The 13,573-nt window shown below is 33.0% G+C and carries 12 protein-coding genes; all 12 read right to left on the minus strand.

The annotated features are described in order from the left end of the window. Positions 1–2: 2 nt before the first annotated feature. The 12 genes from NSU06_RS10635 to rsmA all read right to left on the minus strand — a co-directional run bounded on the left by NSU06_RS10635 (position 3) and on the right by rsmA (position 13,571). Complete coding sequence (locus tag NSU06_RS10635) at positions 3–1,577, minus strand: polysaccharide biosynthesis protein (RefSeq protein WP_017176418.1); 1,575 nt, start codon at positions 1,575–1,577, stop codon at positions 3–5. Beyond that, positions 1,561–5,064 carry a transcription-repair coupling factor gene (gene mfd / locus NSU06_RS10640; RefSeq protein WP_340780058.1) on the minus strand — a complete coding sequence of 1,168 codons (3,504 nt, stop codon included), beginning with the start codon at positions 5,062–5,064 and terminating at the stop codon, positions 1,561–1,563. The genes NSU06_RS10635 and mfd overlap by 17 nt, the downstream gene beginning before the upstream one ends. Positions 5,065–5,066: 2 nt before the next feature. After that, entirely contained in the window at positions 5,067–5,639 is a 573-nt protein-coding gene (gene pth, locus NSU06_RS10645) for an aminoacyl-tRNA hydrolase (RefSeq protein WP_002449969.1), read from the minus strand. 305 nt (positions 5,640–5,944) lie between these two features. Further along, positions 5,945–6,610, minus strand: coding sequence for a 50S ribosomal protein L25/general stress protein Ctc (locus NSU06_RS10650; protein ID WP_017176420.1), 666 nt, complete (start codon positions 6,608–6,610; stop codon positions 5,945–5,947). 172 nt (positions 6,611–6,782) lie between these two features. Then, positions 6,783–7,748 carry a ribose-phosphate diphosphokinase gene (locus NSU06_RS10655; RefSeq protein WP_002449951.1) on the minus strand — a complete coding sequence of 322 codons (966 nt, stop codon included), beginning with the start codon at positions 7,746–7,748 and terminating at the stop codon, positions 6,783–6,785. A 211-nt stretch (positions 7,749–7,959) separates the two neighbouring features. Then, positions 7,960–9,315, minus strand: a complete 1,356-nt coding sequence (gene glmU, locus NSU06_RS10660; RefSeq protein ID WP_049413888.1) for a bifunctional UDP-N-acetylglucosamine diphosphorylase/glucosamine-1-phosphate N-acetyltransferase GlmU — start codon at positions 9,313–9,315, stop codon at positions 7,960–7,962. Between the two features lie 262 nt (positions 9,316–9,577). Beyond that, positions 9,578–9,889: a septation regulator SpoVG gene (gene spoVG, locus NSU06_RS10665; RefSeq protein ID WP_002449945.1), complete on the minus strand. Its 312-nt coding sequence runs from the start codon at positions 9,887–9,889 to the stop codon at positions 9,578–9,580. A gap of 68 nt (positions 9,890–9,957) precedes the next feature. After that, entirely contained in the window at positions 9,958–10,338 is a 381-nt protein-coding gene (locus NSU06_RS10670; RefSeq protein ID WP_002449962.1) for a RidA family protein, read from the minus strand. Between the two features lie 15 nt (positions 10,339–10,353). Beyond that, entirely contained in the window at positions 10,354–11,178 is an 825-nt protein-coding gene (purR, locus tag NSU06_RS10675; protein ID WP_002449943.1) for a pur operon repressor, read from the minus strand. Between the two features lie 14 nt (positions 11,179–11,192). Next, positions 11,193–12,041: a 4-(cytidine 5'-diphospho)-2-C-methyl-D-erythritol kinase gene (gene ispE, locus NSU06_RS10680; RefSeq protein WP_017176422.1), complete on the minus strand. Its 849-nt coding sequence runs from the start codon at positions 12,039–12,041 to the stop codon at positions 11,193–11,195. 276 nt (positions 12,042–12,317) lie between these two features. Next, a complete protein-coding gene (gene veg / locus NSU06_RS10685; RefSeq protein WP_002449940.1) occupies positions 12,318–12,581 on the minus strand; it encodes a biofilm formation stimulator Veg in 264 nt (87 codons plus the stop codon). A 99-nt stretch (positions 12,582–12,680) separates the two neighbouring features. Then, on the minus strand, positions 12,681–13,571 hold the full coding sequence (rsmA, locus tag NSU06_RS10690; RefSeq protein ID WP_019835397.1) for a 16S rRNA (adenine(1518)-N(6)/adenine(1519)-N(6))-dimethyltransferase RsmA: 891 nt from the start codon (positions 13,569–13,571) through the stop codon (positions 12,681–12,683). Positions 13,572–13,573: the final 2 nt, after the last annotated feature.

Genomic DNA, 13,573 nt, shown 5'->3' on the forward strand with positions numbered 1-13,573 from the left:
ATCTATCTTCCTTTCTTTATGCGATACAGTTTATCGCCGAATGGTAAGTGTTTTAATTCTTTATATCCTAAAATATTCATATACATAACAAGGAATAGGAATATGAGACCCCCTATTCCTACTATAATTAACAACTCAATTAGACTTCCTAAACGGCCTACAGGAGGTAATAACATTCGCAACCCCTGTATGACTACTGACATTATAATGAGCGCACTCATCAATTTAACAATAAACGCGCGCATGCGATTAAAACGATAATATTTAACGACCTCATAATGTAAAATAGTAACAAATATCATAAGCGAAAGCACTGTGCTTATACTTGCACCTAAAATTCCCATAAAGTGAATAAAAATCACATTAAAGATAATTTTAAATAGTAGTCCTGACATCACACCAATAAAAATAGGGCGAATTTGATTCATCACTTGTAAAAGTGCGATGTCCATCATGATAAGCGATACACCAATTACAGTAAGCATATAAATACTAAGTGTGAAGCTTAATTGATCTGTTTTGAAAAATACATGGTTCATCATCGGTAGTATATTAATAAGACCTATACCTGCTGCTACGCTAATGAGTAGTGTGATTTTTAAAGATGCATTTGTATAACGATTCATAAGAACATGATTATGATCAGACATTGCATCTGTAAGTAATGGAATTAGGACAAAGCTAAATGTAGTTGTCACTATTAAACCTATTTGAATAAATGAAGCACCTCTATCATAGATCCCTTTTTGCATAATCGCTTCTCTAAATCCTAAACCATATGTTTGTAGCATATGAACGACTGTAAAACTATCTATAAATTGCCATAAAATAACTAATAATTGACTTAATGCAAATACGAGAGTCGCAAGTATTAGCTGTTTCCAAGGAAGAGGATATGAGTGCTGATTTAATTGTAATCGGAAAGGTCTTGTTGCTAATAAATATAGACTAGAACCTAAAAATCCAAGGGCTGAGGCTAATATTGCAAGTGCTCCAGCTTGATAAATGGTCCATTCTTTAAACATAAACATTAAAATAGCTATAATAATAACACACACACGAATACATTGTTCTATTACTTGTGAAATAGCTGGTATATTCATTTGTTGTCTACTTTGATAAAAGCCTCTAATCACACCCAGGATTCCTATAAACAAATAGCTAAAACTTGCCATTTTTAGCATTGGTGCTAAGTGAGCATCTCCCATTAACAGTGCTAATGGATGGGAGAATACTAAAATCACACTAAAAATAATAAGACCTATCATTTGAAATCTTAGAAGTGTTTTTGAAAATACTTCAGTTCCACTGTGACTTCCAAATACTTGAGTGACAGCACTAGGAACTGCATTCATTGATAGTATCATACCTAGCGCTACAATAGGATAAATTTGTTGATAGGCATATAATCCAGAGTCACCTAAAATATTTTGATATGGAACTCGATAAATTGCACTTAATACTTTAACAATGACTAAAGCAAGCGTTAAAATCACTACGCCATTAAATGCTGAATGTTGTCGTGAATTCTTAGAAGAAGATGAAACTTCAGATGACGATTTATAATTCGTACTCAAGTTCCATACTTCCTTCAAGACATTTTACTAAGAATTTTAAGTTTTCTAACCACTGTTTAGATTTTGTTAGAGTAATATGCATTTTACCTTCTTTAACACCCAACTTCATTGTTCGTCCTAAAGGTTGAGTTTGTTTAAATAATTCTTCACCATTTATCTGTTCTGTACCTTTAGTTGAAAGAAATACTTCAATTTGTTTTCCTTTATCTTTAATCAATGTCACGCCTGCATGTAAAGCATGTATTTTAATTTCTACCATTTCTAATAAACGTTCTACTTCTACAGGATAATCATTGAAGCGATCAAGTAATTCATCTTTCACATCAAAAAGCTGTTCTTCAGTTTCAACTTTACGCAATTTCTTATAAATTTCTATTTTAGCTTGTTCATTTTGAATATACTCTGCTGGTAAATACGCGTCTAAGTGTAATTCCATTTCAACATCTGGTGCATCAGGGGTTTCTTCTGTAATACCACGTTTTTCGTTTACCGCTTCTTCTAACATTTGAGAATACAAATCAAAACCTACTGAATCAATGAATCCATGTTGTTGCTTACCTAATAAATTACCGGCTCCACGTATATTTAAATCACGCATGGCAATTTTAAATCCTGAACCTAATTCAGTGAATTCTTTAATCGCTTGTAAACGTTCTTCAGCTGTTTCTGTTAATACTTTATTAGCAGAATGTAAGAAGTAAGCATATCCAATACGACTTGAACGTCCAACTCTACCACGTAATTGATAAAGTTGACTTAAACCAAAACGATCCGCTTCTTCTATGATTAATGTGTTCGCATTAGGCACATCGACACCTGTTTCTATAATGGTTGTTGTAACTAAAATGTCGTACTCTCCATTAATAAAACTCAACATGGTTTCTTCCAAATCTCGCTCTGTCATCTGTCCATGAGCAACAGCAATGTTTGCTTCTGGCATCAACATTTGTAACTGTTCACGCTTTTCATAAATAGACTGTACTTTATTGTAAAGGTAGAATACTTGTCCATCACGAGAAAGTTCACGTTCTAAAGCCTCTTTAATAAAATTACTATTTTGCTCTAATACATAGGTTTGTACAGGGAAGCGGTTTTCTGGAGGTGTTTCGATGACAGATAAGTCACGTACACCAAGCATACTCATATGCAATGTTCTTGGAATTGGCGTGGCTGTAAGTGTCAATACATCTACATTGGTTTTCAATGTTTTAATACGTTCTTTATGACGTACGCCAAAACGTTGTTCTTCATCGACAATAAGTAATCCTAGATCTTTATATTGAATGTCTTTACTCAATAGTTTATGTGTTCCAACAACGATATCAACGTATCCAGATTTTAGACCTTCTTTAGTCTCTCTAACTTCCTTAGCAGTACGGAATCGACTAATCAACTGAATTTCTACTGGAAAATCTTGCATCCGTTCAATCAATGTTTCGTAGTGTTGTTGCGCTAGAATCGTTGTAGGCACTAAAAAGGCAACTTGTTTGCCTTCCATGACAGCTTTAAAGGCCGCGCGTACAGCAACTTCAGTTTTTCCGTAACCCACATCTCCACATAGCAAGCGATCCATTGGACGTTCTTTTTCCATATCTTCTTTAATTTCTTCAATCGATTTAGCTTGGTCTGGTGTAAGTTCATATGGGAAGTCCATTTCGAAATCATGTTGCTCAGCCGTATCTTCACCATATTGATAACCTACTGACATTTCTCGTTCTTTATATAGTGCAATAAGTTCATCTGCGATATCTTCAACACTTTGTTGTACTTTGGCTTTCGTTTTTTTCCATTCTGAGCCGCCTAGTTTATTTAATTTAGGCGATTTATCTTCTGAAGCAACATATTTTTGTACTTGATCCATTTGATCAACAGGTACAAAAAGTTGATCGGTTCCTTTATATTGTAATTTAATATAATCTCTATGGACGTCTCCAACTTCTAGTGTTTCAACGCCTAAATAACGTCCCACACCATGGTGCACATGGACAACATAATCTCCAACATTTAAATCTTGATAAGATTTAATTTTTTCAGCATTAGAAATTGTTTTAGTCCGTTTTCGTTGTTTTTTCTGTTTGGTTTTAAATAATTCTCGTTCCGTAATTACAACAAGTTGCATATAAGGCAGTTCGAAACCTTCTGATAGACTACCTTCTGTTACAATTGCTTGTCCACTTTCAATCTCTGAGTGAATATTTGTAACAGTAGGAATATGCATTTCATTAAGCATCGATTGAATACGCTCAACTTTCGTTTCAGTTTCTACAAGTACTACAATAGTGTAATTATTGCTTACATAACGTTGAAATTCTGAACGCATAATGTCATATTGTCCATAAAATTGTTGCACTGGCTTACATGAAAATTTAATAATATGTTGCAACTTCACTGGCATAGACGATGTAAATAAAGTGAAATATGTGACTGGATAATGATTGATTAACGTTTCAAACCCATCATATTCCATAAATGACTGCCCAATAAATCCGTTACCACTTTCAATTAAGTTCTGGATAAAATCATCTACTTCAGTAGTCAATGTCTTTTCAGTTTCTTTAATACGATTATATTCATCAACTACTACAATGGCATCTTTTTGGAAATAATCGATTAGTGTAGAAGGTGTGTCATACATAAAAGCAACTAGACGGCGAAGTAATTGATGATCAAAGAAAGTGGATTCAAATAATTTAAAACTTTCATATGTTTCTTTCAAATCATTTCGTACAGATTTATCAATTTTAGGACGTGTTTGTTCATATGCTTTTTGTAATTCTGTTTGAAGATGATTAATCACATCTTCCGTAATAATATAATCACTCGCTGTAGTGATATCTACCTTTTCAACATTATCATTTGAACGTTGTGTTTCTACATCAAAGTCTCGAATCGAGTCGACTTCAGTGTCAAACAATTCAATTCTAACTGGTTGACCGATAAGGGGGTAAATATCAATGATGCCGCCTCGTAGAGAAAACTCACCAATGTGAGAAACGACACTCTCACGTCGATATCCCATGTTTACTAGTTTATTTAACAATTCATCCACATCGATATCATCGCCAACTTCTAAAGTCATTTGATGATGTTTCCACAATTCTACTGGAGTTAACCATTTTTTCAAACCATTTAAAGGAACGATAAATAACCCTTTCTTATCATGAGATAATGCCGTTAAAGTTCTAACACGTTCACTCATAAGTTGTGGGCTTTGAGTTGAAAATTCCTCTGTCATAATATCTTGGACTGGATATTTATAAACTTCAGAATGATCAATGTATTGCAATATATCAGTTTCTAATTTGTCTGCTTGATATAAATTATTTGTGATTAATAGCATTTGCTTATCATCATTCAAGTATTTTTCAGCAATAATGGTTGCTTTGGCTGAGGGAGATAAACCTGTAACTAAAATATTTTGGTTGCCAAAGACTTCGTCAAGTTCCTGGAATCGTTTGTCATTTTGAATATAGTCAGAAATAATCATTCTCAATTGACTTCTCCATTATATTCATTCATAACATGATCGAAACGAGACGTCTCAATAAATGCTTCCACTGCTTGTGCAGCATGTTCAATTACTTTTTCCATTGTCATCATTTCTTCATTAGAAAATTTTTGTAATACATAATCTGGAACTGACATACCATTCGTTGGTCTTCCTACTCCAATACGAATACGCTTAAATTGATCTGTACCTAAATGTTTAATAATCGATTTCATTCCATTATGTCCACCTGCACTTCCTTTTTGACGTAGACGAATATGCCCTTGAGATAAATCCATATCATCGTATAAAACGATTAAATCTTCAACTTCTACATTATAGTAATCCATTAAAGGTCCTACAGCTTCTCCTGATAAATTCATCATAGTCATTGGCTCGATAAATAGCACTTTATCCCCATTTAAACGTTCAATAGTATAAGCGCCTTTGAATTTTTGTTTATCTAATGTAAATTGATTTTTATCTAAAATATAGTCAATCACTTCAAAGCCAATATTGTGTCTTGTTCGTTCAAAACGTTTACCTATATTACCAAGACCCACAATACATTTCATACGTTGCAACCTCCATTGTGTTCATCTTTTTGATTGATTTGAACATTTAATTTAATATGTGTCGATTACTCCTTATTTTATAATATTACTCAATATAATACAAAAAGAGAGTAGGAAAGAAATTCAATGATTTCGTAACCCACTCTTTTATAAGTTATCAATCTTCAACTTTATTTTAACATTCATTTTTTAAATGTCCGATATACATAAGAAAAAGCCTTCTACATATGAACATGTATCAGGCTCTTTCTATCAATTTAATTAAAGACATTCTCACTTAAAGTGACTACATAGTCATCAACGAATTATTCTTCGTCTTTATTTTCTTCGTCTTCTTTGTCTTCTTTGTCTTCACCAGCTACTTCAGGTTCTTCAGTTGCTGATTCACCTTCCATTGCTTCGATTTCTTCTTCAGAAGGTTCATCAGTTGGAGGAACTACTGTAACAACAGATTCTTCTGGATCGTTTTCAATTGTGAAATCACCAGATACTTTAATATCCCCAACTGAATAGCTATCATTTATTTGTAAATCAGTGATATCTACTTCAATTGATTCTGGGATATTTTCTGGAGTTGCTGTAACTTGTAAATCAAATAATGGTTGTTCAACTACGCCGCCTTCTTTAGCGCCAACTGCTTCACCAACTAATTGAACTGGTACTTCAACAGTACGTTCTTCAGTCATGTTAATAGCTAAGAAGTCGATATGAGTAATTTGGTTTTTAAGTGGATCAAATTGATAATCTGATACCATAACTTTAATTGTTTTAGAACCCACGCCTAAATCAATAACACCGTTACGTCCAACTTCACGGATGACTTTGATGAATTCAACTTCATCTACTTTAACTGAAGTGTTTTTAGTACCATAACCATAAACAACAGCAGGTACTTTACCTGTATTACGTAATTTTTTAAGGTCAGAACGAGTTTGTTTACCTTGACGAATGATTGACTTTAATGAAGCCATTCGTATTTCCACCTTTCATTTTCAAGTTGAAACAATAATAATATATTGTCTTAACTTCTCCTCACTTGCCCATCAATTTAAATATTGCTTGCAAGTGTTTATTTATTCGTTAAATCACGAACGAATAAATTATACATGTTTAAAAATAATAAGTCAAACTCATTTGTAAATTTTAGTCAAATAATACACTTACTGACTCACGTTCATATACACGAACAATAGCTTGTGCTATTAAACCAGCTACAGATAATTCTTTGATGTTTGATGGTTTTTGACTATCGTCAAGTAAGATTGAATTTGTAACAATAAGTTCTTTAATCGCTGAATTTTCAATACGTTCTTTTGCAGGACCTGAGAGTACAGGATGTGTACAACAAGCATATACATCTTTCGCACCTTTATCTTTTAATGCTTGAGCAGCTAAAGTAATTGTTCCTGCCGTATCAATAATGTCATCGATAATAATAGCTGTACGTCCTTCAATTTCACCAACGATATTCATCACTTCTGCCACGTTTGGTTTAGGACGACGTTTATCAATAATAGCAATCGGAGTTTTTAAAATGTCTGCTAATTTACGTGCGCGTGTTACCCCGCCATGATCCGGAGATACAACAACACATTCTTCTGGGTTGATGTTAGGATCATTTTCAAAATATTGTCCAATAATCGGTACGCCCATTAGGTGATCGATTGGAATATCGAAGAAACCTTGAATTTGTGGTGCATGTAAATCTAAAGCAATCATACGATTTGCACCAGCAGTTTCAATTAAATTTGCTACTAATTTTGCAGTAATTGGTTCACGACTACGCGCTTTTCTATCTTGGCGCGCATAACCATAATAAGGAACAACAATATTGATATTTGCTGCAGAGGCACGTTTACATGCGTCAATCATAATTAATAATTCCATTAAATGTAAGTTAACTGGATAAGAAGTCGGTTGAATGATAAATACATCACATCCACGAATACTTTCTTCAATATTAATTTGAATTTCACCGTCACTGAAGCGTTTAACAGAACATTTCCCTAATTCGATTCCTACACGATCAGCAACCTCTTGTGCTAATGGTTCATTTCCCTTTAAAGAAAAAATCTTTAAAGACGAATTTTTGTACTCATTATTTAACATTTATAGTCCTCCAATTTTTTACTTAGACAATACTATTATATAAAAATTCTAGCATTTTTACTATATTCCACTAAAAACTGACCAATAATATGTTTATTACGTATCACTCAACTTGGCATGATAGTAATACATTCAAAATTTTATATTTATATATTCATTTATTCCCTTTAACAGAAAAATGACACAGTCTTTTTGTATCTTATATTAATCTTTATTTTTTATTGTAACCTTCTTTGGTTACTTGACGTGCGCGTGCTAATGCTAAGCTTTCTTTAGGTATGTCATCTGTAATCGTCGATCCTGCTGCAATTAAAGCGCCATCTCCTACTGTTACAGGGGCAATCAAATTCGTGTTACAACCAATGAAAGCGTCTTTTCCAATGATTGTTTTAAATTTATTTACTCCATCATAATTAACAGTGATTGAACCACAACCAATATTTGTACGTTCACCAACTTCTGCATCGCCAATATAACTTAAGTGTGATACTTTTGCACCATCTTTTAATTCTGCTTTCTTAACTTCTACAAAGTTACCCACTTTAACTTCAGCACCTAGATTTGAACCAGGTCTTAATTGAGCAAATGGACCAACTTTGGTCTTATTTCCTACACTAGAATCATTGATGACTGATTGTATAATATGAACTTTATTGCCAATACGACTGTTGTTAATTTCTGAATATTGACCAACGTGTGTATCTTCACCAATGAATGTTTTTCCATTGATACGTACGCCTGGCTCAATAACAGTATCCATACCTATCTCTACATCTGGACCTATAAATGTAGTGATTGGATCAATGATTGTAACACCATTTCTCATATGATGATGATTAATACGATGTTGCAACGCTTTTTCAGCATGACTTAACATGATTCGATCATTTACACCCATAATTTCATCAAAGTCATCAGTATGATACACTTCTGCTTTTCCATTATCTTCTAAAATTAAAGTAACGACGTCAGGTAAATAATATTCACCCTGTGCATTATCATTTTTAACTTGTTTAAGTTTTTCGAATAACGTTTTATTATCAAATGCAAATATACCTGAGCTGATTTCATTGATGTCTTTTTGAGCATTTGTTGCATCTTTTTCTTCTACAATGCGATTAAGGTGATGATTTTGATCACGTACGATTCGCCCATACCCGAAAGGCGTCTGAGCTGTAGCCGATAAAACAGTAACTTGTGCTTGTGTTTCTTCATGGTGTGCAATTAAACGTTGTAAAGTTTCTGAAGTAATAAGTGGTGTATCTCCACATACTACTAATGTTGTACCTTCTTGAGTATGTAAATGTTCTTCTGCCATTTTAACTGCATGTGCAGTTCCTAATTGTTCATTTTGATAACTATATAATGACTGATTACCTAATGTCTCTTTTACTTGTTCTGCCCCGTGACCTACGATAGTGACGATTTGATTTACGCCCGCTTTTTTAACATTTGTCAGTACATGTTCAACCATTGGTTTACCAGCAACCTCATGTAACACTTTATATTTCTTTGATTTCATTCGTGTTCCTTTTCCAGCTGCTAATATGATTGCATTTCTTTGCATGAATAATAATCCTCCAATAAAATTTGCACTTCACAAGTAATTATAATTTAACTCAACTTATAGTTTCAAGATTTAACAAATTTTGTAAACAGAGTTTAATTATTTGCATCATACATTTAATTTTCAAAAAATATCGATAAAACAATAAAAATGGGCACGAAACAAAATTCAAGTTTGAATTTAGAGTTTCGTCCCCACGTCATTTAGCTTACATAATTAATAAAATAACCATTATCAAAAATATGATTTGATTTTTGTTATTTTAAGCTTCGTCTGATTCTTCTGTTACGTCTGATGAAGCATTTTTATCTGGAATCACTTCGTCAGTTTCATCATATACTTTCATCACAGCATCCTGTATTTCTTGTCTCATTTCTGAATTGATTGGATGTGCGATATCGCGGAATTCACCATCTGGTGTACGTTTGCTTGGCATAGCAACGAAAAGACCTGAGTTGCCTTCGATTACGCGTAAATCATGAATTACGAAAGCTTCGTCTAATGTGATAGAAACGAGTGCTTTCATTCTGCCATCTGTTTGTATTTTTCTAAGTCTTACATCTGTCACTTTCATGCAGTGAGCCCCCCTAGTATATATATCTTTGTGTGGTTAGAAGCATGACAATGTGTTAATTAAGTAAATTATATTCCTTTAACTTTACCTACTAATTCAATTTCAACTTTAACGTCTTTTGGTAGGCGAGACACTTCTACGCAACTTCGCGCAGGTTGATGCTCATTAAAGTAGCTACCATAAACTTCATTAATTTGTTGAAATTCATTCATATCAGAAATAAAAATAGTTGCTTTTACAACAGAGTTTAAATCAGAACCTGCTTCTTCAAGTACAACAGATAAATTTTCTAATACTTGTTTTGTTTGTTCTTTGACATCGCTACTTACGATGTTTCCTTCAGTATCTAATGGAATTTGTCCTGATGTGAATACTAAATTATTCACGACCATTGCATGAGAATATGGTCCTAACGCTTCAGGTGCTTTATTAGTATTAATTGTTTTCATGGTGTATAACTCCTTTTAAGAAAATTTAGACAAGATATTACCAGGTTCAACTTTAAATTCTTGATTATATTCGTCAACATCTGATAATTTGACTAAAGAAGTATAATCCTCAATCAATCTTTGTTTTACTTCTTTTGATTCTACTAGTACAGATACCCCTTTCACCTCTGCTTTAAACTCATTCATAAGATTCATTACACCATTTATTGAACCGCCTGCTCTCATAAAGTCATCTACAACTAACACATTTGAGTTTTCGGCTAATGTGCGTTTCGATAAGACCATCGTTTCAATTTTTCTTGATGAGCCTGAAACATAGTTAATGGAGACCGTAGAACCTTCAGTAACTTTATTGTCTTTTCTAATAACTACTACAGGTAAATTTAATACGTTTGCTACTGCATTGGCAAGTGATATCCCTTTCGTTGCGATAGTTACTACTGCATCTAGTTTCTCATCCATGTAAATACTAGCAATGAGTTTCCCTACTTTATTAAGTAATGATGGGTTACCAACTAAGTCCGATAAAAATAAATATCCACCTGGTAATAAGCGCTCTTTTTCTTGTAGCATAGTAATGATTTCTTCTATAATTTCGATTGCTTCTTCTTTGCTCATCATCGGCTTATAGGTTACACCGCCGCTTGCGCCAGCTGTTGTAATTACAGTTCCCAATTTTTCTTTTTGGAACGTATTTTTGATGATTTGAACGTCTTCACTAATCGATGACTTCGCTTGTTTAAATTTTTTCACAAAAAAAGTTAATGGAATTAACTGATTTGGATGGTTCATTAAATATTGTGTCATAAAGACAATACGTTCACTTCTTTTATACCTCATAAGTTCCAGCCTTTCTATCCTAATAATCTTACTAAATACACTTCGTTACAACAGCCATTTACAGCATTATATACTTTCTTTGCTTGGCTCTCCTTTTGAGCGAATGCATATACAGTAGGTCCACTCCCACTCATTAGTGCTCCATCAGCACCACAACGCAACATATTATTTTTAATTTTTTTAATTTCTGGATACATAGACATAGAAACGGTTTCTAAACGATTAGATAAACTCTTACACAATTTCATATAATCTCCCTGTCTAATCGCTTCTTCACACATTTCTGTATGTACATCATAATCCTCTTTTAAATTAAGTTCTTTAAAAATATCTGGAGAAGATATTCCAAGATTAGGTTTTGCTAATACCACCCATGCAGAAGGAGGTTTGTCTAGAAATTTAATTTTTTCGCCTCTCCCTTTACATATAGCAGTTTTATTATAGATGCAAAATGGAACATCTGTCCCAATTTGAAGGCCTAATTGGCTTAGTGTTTCTAAAGATGCGCCTAATTCATATAAACGATTAATTCCTCGCATCGTAGCAGCAGCATCAGCTGATCCCCCAGCTAATCCAGCAGAAACCGGAATATCTTTATCAATCGAAATCGTGACGCCTTGTTTAAGTTGATATGTTTCCATCATCAGTTTAGCTGCTTGGTAGGCGAGATTTTTATGATCATTAGTAACATAGTTATGTTCTATATCTACAACAATTTTATTATCATTTCTTTTCTGAAAAGACAATCTATCATTCAGATCTACTGTTGTCATTATCATAGCAATTTCATGGTAACCATCATTTCTTTTGAAAAGTGTATCGAGCGTCAAATTAATTTTGGCTGGTGCCGTTTCATATATCATTTTTCCGCCCTCTCTTCATCAATAGTATTAAAATGATTTTAACATAAAGACTTAAAATATTTGATAGTTACATTATAAATTATAATTAAAAGTTAATAAATTAGGAGATAAATGATCTTAATTTCAACTGCAAATCTTGATTTATTTAAATTATTATTTTATTAAAAGAGATTAAGAATTAAAAAGAGTGTTGAACTTAAACAGCCCAACACCCAATATGTTTTTAATGATAGAGTTTGTAGTACACTAAACAACTCTATATTTATATGTTCGAATTTAGTGTGCAACTACTTCTTGATGATTATCCTCTTCAAATGAAACTTGTACATTCTCTGTAAGAACATCCGTATATGTATACGACACTCTTTCAAAATTATGCTTATCTTGATCTAATTCAACAATAAATACTGAAGGATATGTCTCTTTTAACACTCCACAACGTTCGATTGTTTTTTTTCGACCACCGTTGGCTTTAAGTACAATACGATTTCCTAAATGACAATCAATAGAATTTTTGATGTCCAAAATTGATTTTGGCATATTGCTCCACCTCGCTACAGGTTACATAATATCACATTTTGAAGTAATATGTCAAATAAAATTTAAATTTTATCAAGGTAGCGACACTTTGTCAACAATTTAATTTTCTAATTCTGGGAAATTTTTCTTTTCTTCATACAATCGTGCAAAATCTTGTATAGAAAGGGTTTCTCCACGACGTTTAGGATCAATATTTGCGTTTTCTAACCATTGATGAATTTGTGATTTATATTTTTTACCATCTTTAAAGAAATTCTGATAGTTATTATTAATCGTTTTACGTCTTTGAGCAAAAGCAGCTTTTGCAAGTTTAAAGAAAGCTTGTTCATCGTCTACTGAAACAAGAGGTTCCTCTCTTTGCATCAATTTTACAACAATCGAGTCAACATTTGGTGGCGGCATAAACACTGATTTAGGGACAGTGAGTACTTTACTCGTTTCTGTGTAATATTGAGTCACAATAGATAAAGAACCATATGCTTTTGTACCTACTTCTGCATTTAAACGCTCTCCAACTTCTTTTTGCATCATCACTACATAACCATCAATGGGAATATCTTGTTGCATTAAATTAAGTAAAATCGGAGTCGTAATATAGTAAGGTAAATTCGCTACTACCATAATTTTATCGCAATCATTTAAATACGTGTTCACAGATGCAGCTATATCAGCTTTTAATATATCTTCATTTATAATTGTTACATTGTCGTAGGGATGAAGTGTTTCTTTTAAAACTGGAATTAGACGTTGATCGATTTCAAATGACAACACTTTTTTAGCACTTTTAGCGAGTTGTTCTGTTAATGAGCCCATACCAGGGCCCACTTCAATTACACCTGTCGACTTATCAATATGACTTGCATCAATAATTTTATGAATAATATTAACATCTACTAAGAAATTTTGACCTAAGCTTTTCTTAAAATTAAAGTCAAATTGATTTAATAGTTCTTTTGTTCTAGAAGGTGTAGCTATATCTTTTCTATCCATCT

Origin of the sequence: Staphylococcus sp. FSL W8-1270 (assembly GCF_038007165.1) — a bacterium.
GTDB lineage: Bacteria > Bacillota > Bacilli > Staphylococcales > Staphylococcaceae > Staphylococcus > Staphylococcus hominis.

Bases quoted from the DNA above. Each gene is read 5' to 3' on its own strand.
- mfd (WP_340780058.1), bottom strand. From the start codon at position 5,064: ATGATTATTTCTGACTATATTCAAAATGACAAACGATTCCAGGAACTT.
- pth (WP_002449969.1), bottom strand. From the start codon at position 5,639: ATGAAATGTATTGTGGGTCTTGGTAATATAGGTAAACGTTTTGAACGA.
- NSU06_RS10650 (WP_017176420.1), bottom strand. From the start codon at position 6,610: ATGGCTTCATTAAAGTCAATCATTCGTCAAGGTAAACAAACTCGTTCT.
- NSU06_RS10655 (WP_002449951.1), bottom strand. From the start codon at position 7,748: ATGTTAAATAATGAGTACAAAAATTCGTCTTTAAAGATTTTTTCTTTA.
- glmU (WP_049413888.1), bottom strand. From the start codon at position 9,315: ATGCAAAGAAATGCAATCATATTAGCAGCTGGAAAAGGAACACGAATG.
- spoVG (WP_002449945.1), bottom strand. From the start codon at position 9,889: ATGAAAGTGACAGATGTAAGACTTAGAAAAATACAAACAGATGGCAGA.
- NSU06_RS10670 (WP_002449962.1), bottom strand. From the start codon at position 10,338: ATGAAAACAATTAATACTAATAAAGCACCTGAAGCGTTAGGACCATAT.
- purR (WP_002449943.1), bottom strand. From the start codon at position 11,178: ATGAGGTATAAAAGAAGTGAACGTATTGTCTTTATGACACAATATTTA.
- ispE (WP_017176422.1), bottom strand. From the start codon at position 12,041: ATGATATATGAAACGGCACCAGCCAAAATTAATTTGACGCTCGATACA.
- veg (WP_002449940.1), bottom strand. From the start codon at position 12,581: ATGCCAAAATCAATTTTGGACATCAAAAATTCTATTGATTGTCATTTA.
- rsmA (WP_019835397.1), bottom strand. From the start codon at position 13,571: ATGGATAGAAAAGATATAGCTACACCTTCTAGAACAAAAGAACTATTA.